Origin of the sequence: Streptomyces sp. NBC_01622, from assembly GCF_045209635.1 — a bacterium.
Lineage (GTDB): Bacteria > Actinomycetota > Actinomycetes > Streptomycetales > Streptomycetaceae > Streptomyces.
The window spans coordinates 6,337,063-6,356,239 of sequence record NZ_CP109293.1; the positions used below are offsets into that span (position 1 = coordinate 6,337,063).

Below are 19,177 nucleotides of genomic sequence, written 5' to 3' on the forward strand. Positions count from 1 at the left end.
CCATGTGGCGGGACTCTGCGCGCCGTGCTGAGCATGGTTGTTCTGATGGCCGCTGTGGCTGGAAACGGGGTGCGGTATGGCAGTTGAGAGCGTTCATCCCCAATTGGTCCGCGCCGAGGAGCCCTGGCAGTCCGTGGAGGGCTGGAACGGTTACGCGCATGTGCGGGTGTGGCGGGTGGACGTGGGGCACGTGGTCGTGGTGCTCAGTGGCAAGGGCGCCGAGTACTACCCGGAGACGTTGCTTCCCCTGCTGCGTGCCGAATACCCGGACGACACCGTCGAGTTCTTCTTCCTCGGGCCCACCCTGTACGCGACCGAGGACCCGGACGACCACTCGGCCGGCTACGGCGGCGCCTGAGCCCCAGCTGTGCCCCCGCGCGGTCAGCGCGTCGCGTCCGGGCGGTTGCCCCGGGTCAGCGCGCGGGCGCACCAGCCGATGACCGACGCGTTGACGAGTGCCCCGAGGACGACCGCGACGATCAACACCGCGGCGCCGCCCGGCAGTGCGAGGAGGACGAGGCTGGCCGGGGCGGTGGCCATGAGGGGGATGACGGCGGCCATGGCCCCGTCCGAGTCGTCGGGGATGTTGACGACGATCGCCCAGAGGAGCAGCGCCGCGCAGAGCGCGAGGTAGGCGAGGGCGAAGGGGTTGCGGAGGTTCCGGCCCAGTCGGTGCAGAGGGGAACGGGCGGCGTGAGCATCGGTACCGGTCATGGAATTGGCTCCTGGGGAGAGGACGAGAACGTCAGAGGTGGTCTGCGCCCGGCGGGTTCGGGCGGGTGATGCCGAGGTCGTAGGCGAGGATCGTGGCCTGGACGCGGTCGCGCAGGCCGAGTTTGCGCAGCAGGGCGTTCACATGGGACTTGACGGTGCCGACGGTGATCCCCAACTCCCCGGCGATCTCCGCGTTGTTGAGGCCGGAGGCGAGCAGCCCGAGGACGTTGCGCTGGCTGTCGGTGAGGCTGTCGAGTTCGCGCGGACCGGAACCGGAGGAATCAGAACCGGAGTTGGCGTGGAATCCCGTACCCGCCCCTGACGCGTAGTGCCCGATCAGGCGACGGGTCGCCGACGGCGCGAGTACGCTCTCGCCGCTCGCCACCACCCGAATGCCGTCCAGGAGTTCGGAGGCGTGTACGTCCTTGAGGAGGAAGCCGGAGGCGCCCGCGCGCAGGGCGTCGAAAACGTACGCGTCCAGGTCGAAGGTGGTCAGGACGAGGACTCGGGGCGCGTTCTCCTTCCCGGTGATGATCCGGGTCGCGGCGATACCGTCGAGTTCGGGCATCCGTACGTCCATCACGACGACGTCGGGGGCCAGTTCGGCGGCGAGCACCACCGCGGTCGCGCCGTCCGCGGCCTCTCCTACGACCGTCATGTCCTCCTCGGCGTCGATCACGGCGGCGAAGCCCGCCCGGACGATGCCCTGGTCGTCGACGACCAGCACCCTGAGGCTCATCGTTGTCTCTCCTCGTCGTCCGGCACCGCCGTGAGCGGCAGCCGGAGGTGGACCGTGCCCGGCGGCCGGCCGGTCGTCAGGGTGCCGCCGAGCGGCGCGATCCGCGCCGTCAACCGGTCCCGTACGGCGGGGTCGGCGGCGCGTGGCACACCGGTGGCCGTGATCGTCAACGTACCGTCGACCGCGTCGAGTTCGAGTACGGCGGGTTCGGTGTCGCCGGTCGCGAGGAGGGTCTCGGCGACGTGGTACGCGGCGAGGTCGACCTCGGTGGGCAGGCGTTCCGGTACCCGGTCGGTGAGGCGTATCTCGACGTCGCGGCCGGTGGCCCGGCACTGGTGGGCGAGCAGGTCCAGGGCCTGGAGGGTCGGCTGTGGGGTCAGTTCGGCCGCCGTGTCGCCGTCGCGGACCGCGTCCAGCAGGGCGCGCATCGCGGTGAGTGCCTCGCGGGCGCGGGTCGCTGTCGCGTCCAGCCGGCCTGCCTGTGCTTCTGTGATCATGTCGGCGGTGCGGGCCAGTACGGTGGATTCGAGGCCGGCGGCGATACGGCGGCGTTCCGCCCAGGCGTCTCGTACGGCCTCCTCCGTCCAGGTGGCGAGGCGTTGGGTCTGGGTGTCCTGGGCTGCCTTGTTACGTCTGCCGCCCAGGGAGCCGATGTAGTAGGCCGCACCAACTACCAAGGCTGTACCGGCAGTTGCGGTCAAAATCAGCGCCCAGTCGGGGATGGTTGTGCCACGGTGCAGTACGGCGATCGTCAACGCCGTTGCGTGTGCGGCTGTTGCTGCAATGGGAAAGAAAAAGATCGATACAGCCCCGCGCCCCCTAAGAACCATCACCGCAACGCAAGTCGCCACCGCACTCAGCACCGGTGGCAGCAGCACCGGCCCCGTGTAGTCACCCACCCCCATCGCCACCGGCCACAACAACGCCAAGCCCAGCAAGGCACCCTGCGCCAAACCGCGCGCCCTTCTCAGCCACAGCAGGGCCACCGCCTGGGCCGCCGCCAGCAGGGCGAAGAGGACCCCCGCCGAGACATGCGTGCCGCTCGACGTCGTTTCCGGGCGGATGATCAGGATCGGCAGGAGTGGCTGTACGCACAGGCCGAACGCGGCGACCACCTGGGCCACCCGGTAGCTCGGCGGGACGGTCTGGTCCACCGGGCCGGCCGTACGGCCGGGCAGGGTCGCGCGTACCTCCCAGCCGCCCTCCGCCGTGGGGCCGGTGGTCAGGGTGCCGCCCGCCTCCCGGGCCCGGGAGCGGAGGAAGCCCTGGCCGCGGCCGCCGCCCAGACCCGCGCCGTGGGCCGGGGTACCGGTCGGCGGAGCCGCGCTGGTGATCACGACGTCGGTGCGGGTGTCGCCGTAGCGGCAGACGACCGTGGTGCGCGCGCCCGGCGCGTGCCGGGCCACGTTGGTCAGGGCCTCGCGCACGATGCCGTAGGCCGCGTCCGCGACGGCGCCGTCCGGAAGGGGGTCGATCTCGGCGTCCACCGGTTGGTCGAGGCGGCGGAAGCCGGCGATCAGGGCCCGCAACCGCTCCTCGGGGGAGGGGAGTTCCTCGCGCGAGGGGGCCGGGGCGCGTACCGCGCCGAGTGCGCGGGTGACCTCGCGGCCGGTCTCGGTCGCGAACTGCAGTGCCTCGGCGGCGAGTTCGGGGCGTCGTTCGCGCAGGCCGAGCGCGGCGCCGGCCGTGACGACCACGGCGGTGAGGTGGTGGGCGCTGACGTCGTGCAACTCCCGTTCCATGCGGCGGCGTTCGGCCGCCGGGAGCCGGTGGCGTTCGGTCTCGGCGCGGTTCAGGAGGAGTTGAGCCGCCTGGCGGGCGCGCCGGGTCCGGCGTATGTAGAAACCCGCGCCGCACGCGGTGGCGTAGAGGAGGGCGGTCAGGACCAGGTCGAGACCGTTGTTGTCGCTGAGGCCGTTCAGGTTGATGTTCTGCAGCAGCTGCCAGAGGACGAGCGCGACCACGCACAGGACCGTGGTGAAGGTGTCGCGCTCGGCCGTCACCGAGAACAGGGCGAGCGCGACGCCCACGGTGCCGAAGAGCGCCATCGCCCCGGTGGGCAGCGGTCCCGCGCCCACCGCGCAGGCGGCGGCGACCACGATCAGGGTGGTCACCGGGCGGCTGCGGCGCAGCGCGAGCGCGGCCGTCACCGGTCCGGCGACCAGGGCGGCCACGAGCAGGTCGGCCGCGGTCGGCACGGTGCCGCGCAGCAGCGGAGCCCCCGGCCACACCAGGGCCTGGGCGCAGATCAGCAGGACCGGGAGCAGCCGGTCGTCGGTTCGTTTCATGGCACTCAAAGGCTATGGGCGCAGGTGAGGGGCCCGGCTCAGGCTGAAGGGGGATTACGGCCGCAGGACTCTCTATCTCTGGTTCGACGCGGCAACCGTCCTCCAGCCGGAGGACCGCGCCCCGCCCCGCTCCTAGGCTCGATCACATCGAGGGAAGCGGTCGACCACCGCCTCCCACACCACCCACACCACAAACAGGGGGATTACCCATGTCCATGTCCAAGCGCGCTCTCGTCTCCTCGCTCGTCGGTGTCGCGGCGGTCGGCGGAGTCGTCGCCGGCGGTCTCGCCGCGTCGGCCGCCTCCACGCCCACCGAGCCGACCCTCACGAACGGCTCCGCCCGCTACACGGCCCCGACCGCGAGCGCCGCCGGCTCGTTCACCTACAGCGTGGATGTCACCGACGACTCGGGCATCCGCGGGCTCAAGGTCATCGCGTGGCCCGCGAGTTCGAAGCTGGAGCCGACAAAGGCGGACCTCCGGTACGTCGACTCCGCCAAGTGCAAGAGCACCTCGGGCGACACCTCGCGCTGCACCTACACCTTCAAGGTCACCAAGAAGGAGGCGGCCGAGGCGGCCAAGGGCACCTGGAACGTCTCGACGCTGGCGACGGCCAAGGACGGCGGCACGGCGTTCGTGTCCAAGGCCGCCACCTTCGAGATCGCGGGCTGACCCGAAGGCACGCACACCGGCGCGCACACACCGGCACGGCGCCCCGTCTCGATCGAGACGGGGCGCCGTTGTCGTAGAAGAAAGCAGGAGAAGGAGAAGGAGAAAAGGAGAGGGACAGGTGTCAGAACAGGCCCTTGTACGTCTGCCAGCCCGTCGTCACCTTCACGCGCGGGCCGAACGAGCCCTTGCCGTTGCCGGAGTTGCGCCACATGGTGCCCCCGGTGTCGCGGGAGACGAGGTCGGGCTTTCCGTCGCCGGTGAGGTCGCCCGCGCCGATGACGGCGTTGTAGTCGGAGCCCCAATGGGACGCGAGCTTCACGCGGGGCCTGAAGCCGCCGGTGCCGTTGCCGTCGTAGCGCCACAAGGCGTTCGACTTGTCCTGGGCGAGGAGGTCGCCGCGGCCGTCGCCGTTGAAGTCGCCGATGCCGACGATCTTCTTGTAGCCGTTCCAGCCGGTCGCGACGCGCACCCGCGCCGACAGCCTGCCCGTGCTGGTGCCCTTGTAGAGGAAGGCCTCGCCGGTGGAGGTCTTGCGGGCGATCAGGTCGGGGAGGCCGTCGCCGGTGAGGTCGCCGGGGGAGGTCAGGAGGTTGTACTGGTTCCAGCCGGTGCCCAGCGAGGTGTGCGGGGTGTTGGTGGTGAACGCCTGGCCGCGCAAGGTGCGGTAGACGCGCAGTTCACCGCTGGCGAAGCGGACGAGGACGTCGTTCTGGCGGTCGCCGTTCAGATCGCCGAACGGCACCAGGGTCACCGTCGAGGGCCAGCCGGAGGCCGACATGGCGCCGGAGAGGCCGCCGGTGCCGTTGCCGGGGCGGTAGGCGACGACGCCGTTCGAGGAGAGGGCGAGGACGTCGCCGATGCCGTCGGGCCCCCAGGTGGCGCGGTTGGTGAAGTCGCGGCGCACGGCGGCGCCGGCGGACACGGGCACCGTCCGCGACATGGTCAGCGCGGCCCCCGAGCCGTCGGCGGGCGTGGCCGTCAGCTTGAGGGTGTACGCGCCGTTGGGCACGAGCGCGCCCGCCGTGTTCCGGAGGTCCCAGCGCGCGGTGAGCGTGCCGTCCACCTCGCCGCCCGTCAGCGTACGCACCACGGCGCCGGTGGCCTTGCTGGTGAGGGTGGCCGTCCAGGAGGCGGCGGGCCGGGAGAGCACCGCGCGGTACTGCCACCACGGGCTGCTGATCGTGTCGTCCCGGGTGACGTCGGACTCGGTGACGGCGAGCGGCTGCGGGGCGACTCCGCCGGGCACCAGGTGGATACGGTGGTCCGCGTCGACGTAGGCCGCCGGTCCGCCGAACTTGTCCACGGTCCAAGTCACCCCGCGCAGGCTGGAGTTGCCCGCTCCCGCCGCGAGCGTGCCGATCGTGCGGGTGGTCGCGGTGCCGTCGGCGAAGGCGGTGAGCCGGAGTTCCCCGGCGGCGGTGTCGTGCCGGACGAGGTAGCCGTCGCCGAGCAGCGCCTCGCCGGACGGGACGGTGATGTTCTTCTTCGCCGTACGGTCCCAGACGCCGGCCGCGGCGGTCGGGCCGCAGGACCAGTAGATCCACCGGCCGACGACCTGCAACTCCTTGGCGGTGCACGGGGCGCCGGTGCTGACCGTGTCGGTCGTCCCGCCGGTCTTCAGGTCCTTCGCGGTGACCACGCCGTTGCCGGTGCCCGGGGTCCACAGCTTGGTTCCCCAGACGGAGGCGGCGGTGACGGAGCGGGTGACGACGGGCTTCAGATCGCTGTAGACGCCGAGGTCGCCGACGTACTGCCTGGCGGGGGAGGAGCCGTTGACGATCACATAGCGGCCGGAGACGTCGAGGACCGTTCCGGCGGCGGAGGGCAGATAGAAGCCCACCGGGTCGGAGTCGATCGACTGGACGAGCGACCCGGAGGGGTCGCCGGCGCCGGCGGTCAACGTCACCGCGTGCCCCTCACCGGTGGTGTACGGGCCCGTCCCGCGCCCGTCCCACGTCTGCCAGGCCGGTGCGCCCGGCGCGTAGGAGGTGCCGGTGATCGAGACCTGTCGGCTGTAGTAGGCGCCCAGGAAGCTGGTGTTGCGCTCGTCGGTGACCAGATTGCCGTTCTGCAGCGACAGGCGGTCGATCGTCGCCGCCACCGGCGGTACGTCCGTCACCTCCGTCAGCGTCGGCGCGTCCGCGCCCGTGTCGGTGACCTCGCGCACCGCCCAGTGCGCGGAGTCGGCGCCGCCCACGACCAGCAGGCCGCCGTTCGGTGCCGGGACGACCGAGGTGTTCGCGTGCCGGAGCACGGTGACCGCGTCGCCGCCCGCGAGGGGTACGGCCGTCAACTGCTTGCCGGAGGAGTCGGGGTAGTCGTCCGACGTCACGGAGCGGGCGACCACCAGCCAGCGGCCGGCGATGCCCAGGGCCGGGGTACCCGTCGTGCCGGGCAGCGGCACCGTCGTCCCGGCGGCGGAGAGGTCGGCGCGGTCCAGGACGTGCGCGGTGGTGCCGCCCGTCACGTAGACCAGCCGGTCCGCGCTCAGCGCGACGGCCGTCGGAGCGACGGTCACGGCCACGTCGCCGACGACCTTCGCGGCGGCCAGGTCCACCACCGCCAGGTGGCGCTGGTCGTCCCCGGCCGTGTAGCTGATGACGGCGGTGCCGCTGTCGCCGCCCAGGACCTGGAAGTTGGCGGTGACGCCGGCCGGCCAGCCCTCCACGAGGGTGCCGTCGGCGGGCGCACCGTCGCCGTACAGGTACAGCAGACGACTGCCGTCGGCGGCCCGCGCCTGGGTCAGCACATGGGTGCCGTACGTCGCCCAGTACGTGCCGTGGGTCAGGGCGACGTCCGTGCTCGTGCCGGCGGACATGTCCTTGAGGACGACCTTCGAGGTGGACGAGACGACATCGGTCACGATGTCGGACGACGAGCCGAGGTACGCCGGGAGCTCCAGCCGGGTGAGGGCGCCCAGTGCGGTGGTGTCACCGGTGCCGTACGACGTCCACAGATAGCCCGAACTGCCCTCCCGCGCATGCAGATAGCCGCTCGGACCGGCGGAGTACAGCCGGTCGCCGCGCGGCACGTAACGGTCCGACTGGAAGACCTTCTCCGCCGTGACCGGGGCGCTCCCGGTCGCGCCGGCCGGGACGGACAGCGGGCCGGGGCCGACGGTCACGACAAGGACCGCCAGCGCGGCGACGACGCCACGGGCGGTGGTACGACGGGCCAACGCGGCCTCCTGGACGAGGACAGGGCGTGGCGGGACGGCGGTGGCCGGGTGCGCGTGCGCGTCGGCGGGTTCCGTGACGTATCTGCGTATGTACAGCCCCCCGGCTGTCCCCCCATGCAAGATGCACCGGAGATTAACAGCGGCTCCTGGATCATCAGGTGTACCGCGGATCACTTCCTCATAACGGTGCACGGGACGAAGCTGCGGTTGTCCGAGCCGGGGTTTCCCGGTTACCCGGTGCGGGGAGCGATGGGATGGCTACAGTCTTGCTCCCGGGACTGTGGTAAGCGGCGGTGGGGCGGTTGGGTGGGGCGACGATTCTTCATTGCGCTGGGCAGCGGTCGGTACGAGAACCTTCCCGACGACGAGCAACTCGCCTTCGTGCCGGACGACATCAGGGCGGCCCGGGAACTGTTCACTGGGCTCGGCTACACGGCGGTACTGCCCGGACTCGGTGAGTACGAGGGCGCCGAACAGATCCGCCAGAAGCTGCGCCACTGGTTCGCGGACACCGCCCCCACAGGCGATGACGCGGTCGTCCTCTACTTCGCGGGCCACGGCGCCGTCGAAGATCGCGACCGGCACTACCTGTTCACCTGGGACTCCGACCCCGAGGACCTCGCCGCCACCGCGCTCGCCACCGAGGACCTGGTCCGCAACCTCGTCAAGGGGGACCTACGGCACCTGCTGCTGATCCTCGACACGTGCGCGGGCGGCGCGGGCAGCGCGGACGCGGCCACCGTCGCCCTGAACCGGCTGGCCCGCAATCCCGCCGGTACGGGCTCCACCGGTCTGTGGTTCCTGGCCTCGGCCCGCCGCAAGGACACCGCCCTGGACGGCAAGTTCGTGCCGGTGTTCACGGAGGCGATCGCCACCACCGTGCAGCGCACGGGACAGCGGCAGCGGTACCTCGACCTGACCGCCCTCGTGCAGGCGGTCAACGAGCGGTTCGAGGCCGAAGGCAGCGGCCAGCGAGCCGAGTTGGCCAGCGGCCATGTCAACGGCCTCGCCCCCTTCCTGCCCAACGCCGGATACCGCCCCGAACTCCCGCCCCTGGGCACCGACTTGGAGCGGCAGCGGCAGGTGGCGGGCCGTGATCTCGACGAGCACTTCGGGCCGCGTTCACGCGGCGTCGAGTTCGAGTCCGAGCAGGGCCTGTACTTCAGTGGTCGGGGCAAGGTGCTCACCGGGCTCGTGGAGTGGCTGACCGCTGAGGAGGGCGACGGCCGCGGACGCATCGTCACCGGCAGCCCCGGCTGTGGGAAGTCGGCGGTGCTCGGCCGGATCGTCGCCCTCTCCGACGTCCGCTACCGCGCGAAACTGAACCTCTCGGACGTGGACCCGGCGACCGTCGTACCCGAGGAATGCGTGGCCGTCGCCGTGCATGCCCGGCACAAGCGGCTCGAAGAGGTGGTGGAGCGGATCGGGGCCGCGCTCGACGCGCCCACCGACGGCGCGGCGGCCCTGCTCCAGGAACTCACCCGGCGCGGTCGTACGGGCCCCCCGCTGGTGATCGTCGTGGACGCCGTCGACGAGGCCGGATCGGACACCGCGGCCGACGCCGGCGGTCATGGCGAGCCCCGCCGGATCAGCCGCGAACTGCTGCGCCCGATGTCGGAGATCCGGGGCGTACGCCTCCTGGTCGGCACCCGCCACGAACTGGTCCGCGCCCTCGGCCCCACCTTCACCTGCATGGACCTCGACGAGCCCGACTACCGCGCCGACGTCACCGACGTGACCGGCTATGTCACCAGGGTGCTGCTCGCCGCCGAGGAACCCGACGTCCGCACCCCCTACCGCGGCCGGCCGGAACTGGCCGGCGCGGTCGCCGCCGCCGTCGCCGCCAAGGCGGACGGCGTCTACCTCTACGCCAGGACCACCGCACGCACCCTGCGCTCGGACGTCGAGCCCATCGACGTCGGAGCGCCTGGCTGGCAGGACAGACTGCCCACGGAGATCGGCGGCGCCTTCGACGACTACCTCGCCCGCTTCGGCGAGGCGGAGGAGCGGGTACGGCGTATGCTCCTCGCCCTCGCGTTCTCCGAGGGCAAGGGCCTGCCCCGCGGGCTGGTGTGGACAGAGCTGAGTTCGGTGATCGCCGGCGTCCCCTGCACGGAGGCCGACATCGCCTGGGCACTGGACGTCGCCGGGGCGTACGTCGCGGAAGTCGTCGACGACGACCGGCGATCGGTCTACCGGCTCTACCACAAGGCGCTCGCCGAACATCTCCGCGACAGCGCCCCCCGGCAGGCGGAGGACATCCAGCGCTCGGTCGTCGATGCCCTCGTCTCGCTCGTCCCGTCGGCCCCGGACGGTCTTCCGGACTGGTTCGGGGCGCCGCCGTACGTCGGTCAGCACCTCGCGACGCATGCGGCGGCGGCCGGGCGGCTCTCCTCCCTGATGGAGGACCCTGGCTTCCTGCTCGCCGCCGAACCCCTTGCTCTGCTCCGGGCGTTCGCCGCCGCTGAGGGCCCGGCAGCCCGACGTGTCCGGGGTGCCTACGAACAGGTCGCGCACCGCCTCGTCGCCGACCGCGCCCTCGGCGAGCGGGCCGCCGACCTGCAACTGTCCGCACGCCGTTGCGAGGCCAACGAACTCGCCGACCGCATCGACCGGTTGGGCATCCCGATGCCCTGGTCGGCGAGTTGGGCCTGGTGGTCGACCAGCGGGGTGCACCGCCTGCTGAGCGGTCACACCAAGGCGATCGGGTGTACGGCCGTGGGGGTCCTGGACGGCCGCCCCATCGCCGTCACCGGAAGTCTCGACGGCACGGCCCGGATCTGGGACCTGGTCTCCCAGCGCCAGATCGGCGAACCTCTCCGCGTCGGCATCGCGGTGAGCGCCATCGCCATCGGTGAACTGGGCGACTACACGCTTGCGTTGACCGGGGCCGAGGACGGCAGCGTGCGTGTCTGGGATTTGTCGGCGGGCCAGGAGTTCGACCGTCCGCTCACCGGCCACACCAACCGCGTCGAGAGCATCGCTGTCGGCACCCTCGGTGGCCGCTCCGTCGTCCTCACCGCCAGCGCCGACGGAACGGCCCGTATCTGGGACCTCGACACACGGGAGCAATTGGGACGGGACCTCAGCGCCCATCGCCGGACGGTGAACGACGCGGCGTTCGGCGAACTCGACGGCCGGCCGATCGCGGTCACCGGCGGGGACGACCAGGCCCTGTACGTATGGGACTTGAGCGAGGTGGCGGCCGGCGGGAACGCCCGGCAGGACGGCAATCCGCTGCTGGGCACCGCGGCCTCGGTCGAAGCGCTCGGCGTGGCGCGTCTCGACGGACGTACCGTCGCGGTCGTCGGGGACGGCTACGGCCTGCTCAGCGTCTGGGACCTGCAGGACCGGCGGCAGTTGGGGGAACCGGTGCCGGCGCACAACTCCCTCAGGATCAACGGGGTCCACTCCGTTGCCATCGGTGAGTTCGACGGCCGGGCGGTGGTGCTGACCAGCGGTGGCGAAGACGTACGCCTGTGGGACCTGGCACGGCTCCAGCAGATCGGGCAGCCGCTGCGCGGGCACGTGGAATACATCAGGGCCGCCGCACTCGTCGACCGCGCGGGAGAAGCCCTGGCCGTGACCGTCAGCAACGACCGCACCGCGCGCATCTGGGACCTCACCACCGAACAGCCGGAGGAGGGGCACATCCGCGAGGTGAGCGCGATGGCCTTCGTCGAGGTCGAGGGACGGCCTCTGCTGCTCACCGGCTCGCACGACCGTACAGCGCGGCTCTGGGACCTGCGCACCCGGGAACAGGCAGCACCTCCGATGGAGGGCCATTCCGGTGCGGTCGAAGCGGTTGCGATCCACGCGGAGGACGGCCGGGTGATCGTCGCGACGGGCGGTGACGACACCACCGTACGGCTGTGGCGGCCCCTGTCGGACGAGCCGGTCGGGCCGGTACTGACCGGCCACACGAACGAGGTGACCTGTGTCGCCATCGGTGAACTGGACGGTGCCCTCGTCGTGGTCAGCGGCAGTGAGGACGGCACCGTCCGGCTGTGGGACACCCGCTCGGGGGAACAGGTCGGGTCGCCGATCGTGGGGTTCGTCGGAGGCGTGAGGCACTTGGCGCTGCGGCAGTCGGGCGGGCGTCTGGAGATCGCCCTGGCCACGTCATCGGGGCACTGCTACTTCCTGGGGGCATCCACCCCGCAGGACAAAACCCATTTCGTCCTGGAGGACTACACCCAGTCGGCCAGGGTCGCGGGGGTCGCCTTCCACCGGGGCCGTCCCTCGGTCCTGTGTTCGGTCGAGGGCAACGACGTGCATCTGCTGGACCTGCACGACAGGTCACTGGTGGCCGGGCCGTTCAGCGGCCACACCAATATGGTCCGCTGGGCGGACCTGGGGCGAGTGGGCGACAGGGAAGTCGTGGCGACCTCGGACGTGGACGATTCCGCCCGGCTCTGGGACCTCGACACGGGTACGGCGCTCGGGGAGCCGCTTCAGATGCGGGGCTCCTCTCTGTACGCGGCACCGTTGTTCGGCCGGATCGACAGCACTCCGGTGGTGCTGACGACCCACTCCCGAGTCCGTATCTGGGACTTCACCTCTCTCCACCCGCTGGGGGAGCCGCTGTGCGGCCGTAACTGGGGCATCCGGTCGGTCACCATCTTCGAGACCGTTGCCCATGGGGCGGTGCTCGCCACCGCGGACACGGACGGATTGATCCGCGTCCACTCCCTGGCGGACGGCCACCAGGTGGAGGACCAGATCCCCGCCGTCAAGGGCGTCGGCGAGGGCATGACGACCGTACCCGGGCAGGGGGAGGGCGGCCTGCTGCTGGTCCGCGGTGGCTGGGACAAAGCCGAGGTGTGGAACATGGCGGACCGGGAACGCAGGACGGTCCGCTCCCAGCCTTCCGAGCAGCCTCGCGCGCACCTCCTGGACGGCAGGAGCATCGTGGTTTCGGTGGGGAGCGCGTACGAACTCAATGCCTGGGACCTGGAGAGCCAGGCGGAAGTCTGCCCGCCCATGAAAGGTCACACCTCCTTCGTCAACGAGGTGCGGACCTGGACCTTCGACGGAGCCGAACTCGCGGCCAGCGCCTCCGACGACGGCACCGTACGCCTGTGGGACCTGCGCACCGGCCTGCCCTGGGCCGAACCGCTGGCCCGCCACGAGCTGGGAGCCACCTCCCTCGAAATAGCCCGCCTCGACCAGGGAGACCTCGTGATCTCCGGGTCCGGCAAAGGCCGTCTCCACTTCTGGGACCTGGCCCAACGCCGCAGCGCGGACTGGGAGTTGGAACCCTTCCCGGCCGATGTCACCGCGATCCGGGTGGCCCTTGTCAACGGCACCCCCACCCTGGTCGCCGGCGACAGCTACGGCCAGCTCCGCCTCTGGGACACCCGCTCGCCCCGCTGGAACTTCGCCCTCGACATCGGCAGCGGCATCAGCGACATCGCCCTCGACGAACACGGCCGGGTCTGCGTGGGCACCGACATGGGCGTGGTCGCCCTGCGGCTCAACGAGGAGATGACCGCCCGATGAACCGCGTCGTACTCGTCCACGGCATCGCCCAGCAGGTGAAGGGCCCTCAGTCGCTCCTCGACCACTGGTACCCCGGACTCCGCGACGGCCTGACCCTGGCGGACCGTCCCGTCGTCCCCGCCGAGGAGGTCTCCATGGCCTTCTACGGCGACCTGTTCCGCCCGAAGGGCCATCGCTCCGTGGGCGAGCCCGACCTCGACGCATCCGATGTCGAAGTGGGCCTGGAAGAGGACCTGTTGCTCCAGTGGTGGGAGGCCGCAGCGGCCGTGGAGAGCCAGGTGACCGGTCCCGACGCACCGGTCAGGCTGCGGACTTCGCGGCGGGTCCAGCGGGCCTTGGACGCGCTCAGCCACGCCTCGTTCTTCGCGGCGGCGGCCGAGCGGATGATGATCTCCAGCGCCCGCCAGGTCCGCCGCTACTTCACGGAACCCGACATCCGCGCGGCTGTGGGCGAACGTCTCGTCAAGGCGGTGACGGACGACACCGAGGTGATCGTCGCGCACTCGCTGGGCTCGGTGGTCGCGTACGAGACGCTGTGTGCCCACCCGGAGTGGCGCGACCTCACGCTGGTGACACTCGGGTCGCCGCTGGCCGTGCGAGGGACGGTGTTCGACCGGCTGGTGCCGCCACCCCGGGACGGGCTGGCCCGCTGGCCCGCCCCGGTGAAGGCGTGGACCAATATCGCCGACCGGGGCGATGTGGTTGCGCTGGTGAAGGAACTCGCGCCGGCGTTCGGCAAGCGGGTCGACGACGTCCCCGTACACAATGGGGCGAAGGCCCACGACGTACGCCCTTATCTCACGGCCCGGGAAACGGGCGAGGCCATCGGCAAGGCGCTCGCCGGGCCGGGCGGCGACTGAAGAACCGGAGGTCTTCGCGTGGTCGACTCACCCACGGCAGCGGGCGGTTACTCCGCCACCCCGCTCGCCAAGAAGATCGGCGTCAAGGCAGGACATCGGGTCCGGCTGCGGCACGCGCCCGGCGGGTGGGACATCCCCGGGCTGCCCGTCGACTGCGAGGTCGCCGACGGCGGCCCGCGCGGCGCGGACGTCACCGTCGCCTTCTACCAGGAGTGGAAGGAACTGGACGCGGAGGGGATGGAACTCGTTCTCGGTCTCGACGACACCGCCATGCTGTGGATCGCCTGGCCGCGCAGGGCCGCGGGTCACGTCAGCGACATCACCGAGAACGGTCTCCGTGACCTCTTCCTCCCCCTCGGGGTGGTGGATGTGAAGGTCGCGGCGCTCGGGGACGACTGGTCGGGGCTGAAGTTCGTGCGGCGGAGGGAAAACCGGCAAAGCCACAACAAAGGTCCCGTAAAACGAACTTGAGTCGTAGCCACCTGCCGACGTAAGGCAACATCTTGGTGAACGGCGAGTGTTGCGCGATCAGGGCGCGGGCATCGCCGGATGGCCGGATGGAGTGAGGGACGTGGTGGAACCGAGGATCGCCGTCGCTGTGGTGACCATGGGAAACCGGCCCGCCGAGGTCGACGCGCTCCTCGAGTCCGTGGCCAAACAGGACCTACCGCCGGCCCGCATCGTGATCGTCGGAAACGGCTGCCGGCTCCCGGAGTTCGCCGACCGGCTCTCCCTGCCCGGCGAGGTCACCACCATCGACGTCGAGGAGAACCTCGGCTGCCCCGGCGGCCGCAACGTCGGCCTGGCCCGGCTGCGCGAGTTCGGGGACGTGGACGTCGTGGTCGAACTCGACGACGACGGACTGCTCGTCGACGCGGACGTGCTGCGCCGGGTGCGCGACCTGTACGCGGCCGAACCCCGCCTCGGCATCGTCGGGTTCCGGATCGCCGACGAGCACGGCGAGACCCAGCGGCGGCATGTGCCGCGGGTCGGCGCGGGGGACCCGATGCAGGGCGGACACGTCACCGGGTTCCTCGGCGGCGGGCACGCGCTCAGCATGGCCATGCTCGCCGAGACGGGGGACTGGCCGGCCGAGTTCTTCTTCGCGCACGAGGAGACCGACCTCGCCTGGCGGGCCGCCGACGCCGGCTGGCACATCCGCTACGCCCCCGAACTCCTCCTCCAGCACCCCAAGACCTCGCCCGCCCGGCACGCCATCTACTACCGCGTCACCGCCCGCAACCGGGTCTGGCTGGTCCGGCGCCGGCTGCCGCTCGCGCTGATCCCGGTGCACCTGGGCGTGTGGACGCTGCTCACCCTCGTACGGACGCGGTCGCTGGGCGGACTGCGGGCGTGGTTCGGCGGGTTCGTGGAGGGGGTGCGCGAACCGGCGGGGGAGCGGCGGGCCATGCGCTGGCGGACGGTGTGGCGGCTGACGCGGCTGGGCCGCCCGCCCGTGATCTGAGCCGCGCTACCGCAGATGTAAGGGACGAGGGCCCCGGTCGTTCACCTCCGCCGACCGGGGCCCTCTCGCGTCCCCGGACCCGGCCACGACGGCGACACTCCCCCGAGTTGCGCGTCGTACGCGCGCACCGTCGGGCCAGATCCGATGAAGTGATCACATCAGGTCGCGCCAACGAATCGCTAACATGTGGCCAACGGTGCGCCCGATGCTCCGGGGACGGATGGCCTGAAGTCGCCGCGCGGCAGCGGGAGAGGGCGGGTACGGTAGCGGATCCCGGCCCTCGACGACCGGGACAGGCTGGCGGGAAACCGCCGGGTACAGGGCGGAAATCCGCCAGGGACGGCGGAGAACTCCGCCGCGGAGCACGGCCGACAGGGCCGCGCGGAAGGGCGACGGGTCGGTGTGATGCGGTGCGAGCTGCGGTTCGGACTGCTGGGCACCACTGTCCTCTACGGCCGTGACGGCGACGTGGTGCGGCCCATCGGCGGCACCAAGGTGAGGGTCCTGCTCGCCGCCCTGCTCCTCGAACCGGGCCGGGTCGTCTCCGTCGACGCGCTCAAGGACGCCCTGTGGGGCGGCTCACCGCCGGCCTCCGCGCACGCCTCCCTGCACAACCACGTGACCCGGCTGCGCCGCCTCCTCGACGACCCCGAACGGCTGCGCGCGATCCCGCCGGGCTACCAACTCCGCGTCGACGAGGGTGAGTTGGACGTCCACGTCTTCGAATCCCACGTCACCGCGGCCCGCGCCGCACACGCCGCCCGGGACTGGCCCCGGACCGTCCGCGCCTGCACGGCGGCCCTCGCCCTGTGGCGCGGCACCCCGCTCAGCGGCCTGCCCGCCGAACTCGGCGGCTACGCCTTCGCCCAACGCCTCACCGAGGCCCGCCTCCTCGCCCTCGAATGGCGCTACGACGCCGAGCTCGCCCTCGGCGGCGCCCGACTCGGCGCGCTGGTACCGGAGTTGGCCGCGCTGGTCGCCGACCATCCCCTCCGGGAGGGCTATCACCGGCAGCTGATGCTCGCCCTCCACCGCACCGGCCGCCAGCCCGAGGCCCTGGCCGTCCACCGCGACCTGCGCAACCGCCTGATCGAGGAACTCGGCATCGAACCGGGGGCGGGGGTACGGGACGCGCATGTGGAGGTGTTGCGGGGAGTGGCGCTCCGGGAAGGGAACCCGGGGTCCGTCGAGGCCGGTGGAGGCGTCGGCGCGGACCGGCCGGTGGACGTACCCGCCGCGGCCGGTGCGCCCGCCGCCCACTCGCCCCCGCCGCCCCACCCCGCCCAACTCCCGCCCCCGCCCGCCCACTTCACCGGCCGCGCCGACACCCTCGACGCCCTGCGCGACACCCTCGGGCGCCCTTCCGCGGAGCCCGGCTCGCACCCCCTGGTCGTGATCAGCGGCATGGCCGGCGTGGGCAAGAGCGCCCTCGCGCTGCACACCGCCCATGAACTGCGGGAACACTTTCCCGACGGGCAGTTGTACGTGAACCTGCACGGCGCCACCCCGGGCATGGCACCCCTCACCGCCGGCCAGGCCCTCCACGCGCTGCTCCGTGACCTCGGCGCCGAACCCCGGCACATCCCCGAACACCCGGACGCGGCAGCCGCGTTGCTGCGCTCCCTGCTGGCCCCCACCCGCACGCTGATGGTGCTGGACGACGCCGGGAACGCCGCCCAGGTACGGCCGTTGCTGCCGGGCGGCACCGGCTGCGCGGTGCTCGTCACCAGCCGTTCGCCGCTGACCGCCCTCGACGGCGCCCGCCGCTTCCCGCTCGCGCCGCTGTCCGGGGAGGACAGCGCGGCACTGCTGCGCGCGGTGTCCGGCCGGGACGGCCTCGATGCGGCCCACCCGCTCGTCGAACTCACCGGCCGCCTCCCGCTCGCGCTGCGCGTCGTCGCCGCCCGCCTCGCCGCGCGGCGGGCCCTTACCCCGGGCGTCCTCGCCGGTCAACTGGCCGCCACGGAAAGCCGCTTGCACCACCTGGAGTACGACGACCTCAGCGTCCGCCGTTCCCTGGCGGTGGCCCACGACGCGCTCGCCGCCTCCGAGCGCGAGACCGACCGGGACGCGGCCCTCGCCCTGCGCCACATCGGCGCCCTCGACCTCCCGGCCTACGGCGCCCCCCTGCTCGCCCGCCTCGCCGCCACCGACGAACGCCGCGCCGAGGCCGCCCTGGACCGCCTCGTCGACGTAGCCCTCCTGGAGGAGACGGCATACGGCCGCTACGCTCCCCACGACCTGGTCCGCGATTTCGCCCGCGAACTGGTTGCGGCCGGGCCGCGCGGTGATATTTCGGGGGTCGGGTCGCCTGGTGGGGGCGCGGGGGTCGGGCCGCGCCGTGATACTGCGGCGGTTGGGCCGTCCGATGGTGCCACGGGGGTCGGATCGCGCGGCGGAAGTGCGGCGGCCGGGCCGTCCGGTGGGGTTGCGGGGGCTGGATCGCGTGTCGATATTCCCGTAGCCGAGCAGGCCGGTGGCGTCGCGGAGGCCGGGCCGGACGGTGACGTCACGGCGGCCGGGTCGCGTGCCGACGTTGCAGCGGCCGAGCTGCGTAGCGGTGTCGCAGCGGTCGGCCCGCGCAGCGACACCGCAGGGGCCCAGCGGCCCGGCGGCCTCGTCGACATCGCCCTCGCCTGGTACGCCGCCGTTGCCGAGCGCACGCTCACCGCGATCGTCGAACCGGGGCTCGACCAGGACGACCGGCGTCGGCCGACTGCCGCTCAACTCCCCGGCCACGCGGCGGAGGTGGCGGCCACCGCTCCCTTCCGTGACTCCCAGGAGGCGTTCGCCTGGGGGGACTTGGAGCTGGAGAACGTGGTGGCGCTCGTCAACCGGTACGGCGACACCCCGGACCACCGCAGAACCGCCCAGGTCTCGACCCTCGTCCGGCTTCTCTTCCCGTACGTGCTGCGCGGTGGCCGGGTCGCCGAGATGGAGGTGTTCGGCCGGGCCGCCCTGGGCGCGGCCCGGCGGCTCGGGGACGCGGCGGCGGAGGCGTACGCGCTGGGCGATCTCGCCGGGCTGCACTTCCTGACCGGCCGGCAGAGCGAGGCCCTCGAGCTCAACGACCGGGCCCTGGCGATCTGGTGGCGGCTCGACGCGACCTCCTGGATCCGCCGCTGCCTCAACAACCGCGGCCTGCTCCTCGAAGGCCTGGGCCGGCACGCCGAGTCCGGGGTCGCGCTGCGCCAGAGCCTCGCGTACTCACGGCAGTTGGCCGACCCCTACGGCGAGGCCGTGACCTACAGCCATCTCGGCAACCTGTACGAGCACACCGACCCGCGCGCCGCCATCGAGCAGCACCGGCGTTCGCTGGCCATCGGCGTCGAGATCGGCGCGGTGATCGTGCAGCATTCCGCGCACTGCAACATCGGCTACGCCCACCTCTCCCTCGGCGAACCGGCCGCCGCCGTACCGCACTTCGAGGAGAGCCTGCGCATCCTCGGCGACCTCGGCGACTGGCACGGCGAGTCGCAGACCCGGCTCGGGCTGGTCCGGGCGCTGCGGCTGCTCGGCCGGACGGAGTCCGCCGGCGGTGAGTGCGCGGAACTGCTGCGCCGCGCGGACGCCCGCGCCGACCGTTACATGGGCGGCCTCGCCCGTCACCAACTCGGCCTGCTGCTATGGGAACAGGGGCGCGCGCAGGAGGCGTACGAGGAGTGGCGGGAGGCGCTGGCCGCGCTCGACGGGACGGACGAGAAGGCGGTCGTGGAGGAGCTGGGCGAGCTGTTGTCGCAGGGTGACGCGCGTTGACAGC

General features: G+C 72.1%; 11 protein-coding genes. 7 read left to right on the top strand and 4 right to left on the bottom strand.

The window, feature by feature from the left end; translation table 11 throughout:
* The first annotated feature begins 76 nt into the window (after positions 1-76).
* The gene (locus OH768_RS29195) at positions 77-358 is read left to right on the top strand and encodes a hypothetical protein (RefSeq protein WP_406458485.1); all 282 of its coding nucleotides are present in this window, start codon (positions 77-79) and stop codon (positions 356-358) included.
* 23 nt (positions 359-381) lie between these two features.
* Here the strand turns inward: OH768_RS29195 and OH768_RS29200 are convergent, their stop codons facing one another.
* Genes OH768_RS29200 through OH768_RS29210 form a run of 3 tightly spaced genes read right to left on the bottom strand, consistent with a single transcriptional unit; the run spans position 382 to position 3,741 of the window.
* Positions 382-714 carry an SCO4225 family membrane protein gene (locus OH768_RS29200; protein ID WP_406458487.1) on the bottom strand — a complete coding sequence of 111 codons (333 nt, stop codon included), beginning with the start codon at positions 712-714 and terminating at the stop codon, positions 382-384.
* Positions 715-745: 31 nt separating this feature from the next.
* The gene (locus OH768_RS29205) at positions 746-1,453 is read right to left on the bottom strand and encodes a response regulator (protein WP_406458489.1); all 708 of its coding nucleotides are present in this window, start codon (positions 1,451-1,453) and stop codon (positions 746-748) included.
* Positions 1,450-3,741 (bottom strand): histidine kinase, encoded by a 2,292-nt coding sequence (locus tag OH768_RS29210; RefSeq protein WP_406458491.1) that lies wholly within the window; start codon positions 3,739-3,741, stop codon positions 1,450-1,452. Before OH768_RS29210 ends, OH768_RS29205 begins: the two co-directional genes overlap by 4 nt.
* A 209-nt stretch (positions 3,742-3,950) precedes the next feature.
* Here OH768_RS29210 and OH768_RS29215 point away from each other — a divergent pair, with 209 nt between their 5' ends.
* Positions 3,951-4,412: a DUF5707 domain-containing protein gene (locus OH768_RS29215; protein WP_406458493.1), complete on the top strand. Its 462-nt coding sequence runs from the start codon at positions 3,951-3,953 to the stop codon at positions 4,410-4,412.
* Between the two features lie 121 nt (positions 4,413-4,533).
* On the opposite strand, the gene OH768_RS29220 is transcribed toward OH768_RS29215, so the two are convergent.
* Positions 4,534-7,590, bottom strand: coding sequence for an FG-GAP-like repeat-containing protein (locus OH768_RS29220; RefSeq protein WP_406458495.1), 3,057 nt, complete (start codon positions 7,588-7,590; stop codon positions 4,534-4,536).
* A 306-nt stretch (positions 7,591-7,896) separates the two neighbouring features.
* On the opposite strand from OH768_RS29220, the gene OH768_RS29225 reads away from it, so the two are divergent.
* The 5 genes from OH768_RS29225 to OH768_RS29245 all read left to right on the top strand — a co-directional run bounded on the left by OH768_RS29225 (position 7,897) and on the right by OH768_RS29245 (position 19,173).
* Entirely contained in the window at positions 7,897-13,092 is a 5,196-nt protein-coding gene (locus tag OH768_RS29225) for a caspase family protein (RefSeq protein WP_406458497.1), read from the top strand.
* Entirely contained in the window at positions 13,089-13,952 is an 864-nt protein-coding gene (locus OH768_RS29230) for a hypothetical protein (protein ID WP_406458499.1), read from the top strand. The genes OH768_RS29225 and OH768_RS29230 overlap by 4 nt, the downstream gene beginning before the upstream one ends.
* A gap of 18 nt (positions 13,953-13,970) precedes the next feature.
* Positions 13,971-14,423 (top strand): DUF3052 domain-containing protein, encoded by a 453-nt coding sequence (locus tag OH768_RS29235; RefSeq protein WP_406458501.1) that lies wholly within the window; start codon positions 13,971-13,973, stop codon positions 14,421-14,423.
* Positions 14,424-14,523: 100 nt separating this feature from the next.
* Positions 14,524-15,417 carry a glycosyltransferase family 2 protein gene (locus OH768_RS29240; RefSeq protein WP_406458503.1) on the top strand — a complete coding sequence of 298 codons (894 nt, stop codon included), beginning with the start codon at positions 14,524-14,526 and terminating at the stop codon, positions 15,415-15,417.
* A 405-nt stretch (positions 15,418-15,822) separates the two neighbouring features.
* Positions 15,823-19,173, top strand: coding sequence for a BTAD domain-containing putative transcriptional regulator (locus OH768_RS29245; RefSeq protein ID WP_406458505.1), 3,351 nt, complete (start codon positions 15,823-15,825; stop codon positions 19,171-19,173).
* Positions 19,174-19,177 lie beyond the last annotated feature (4 nt).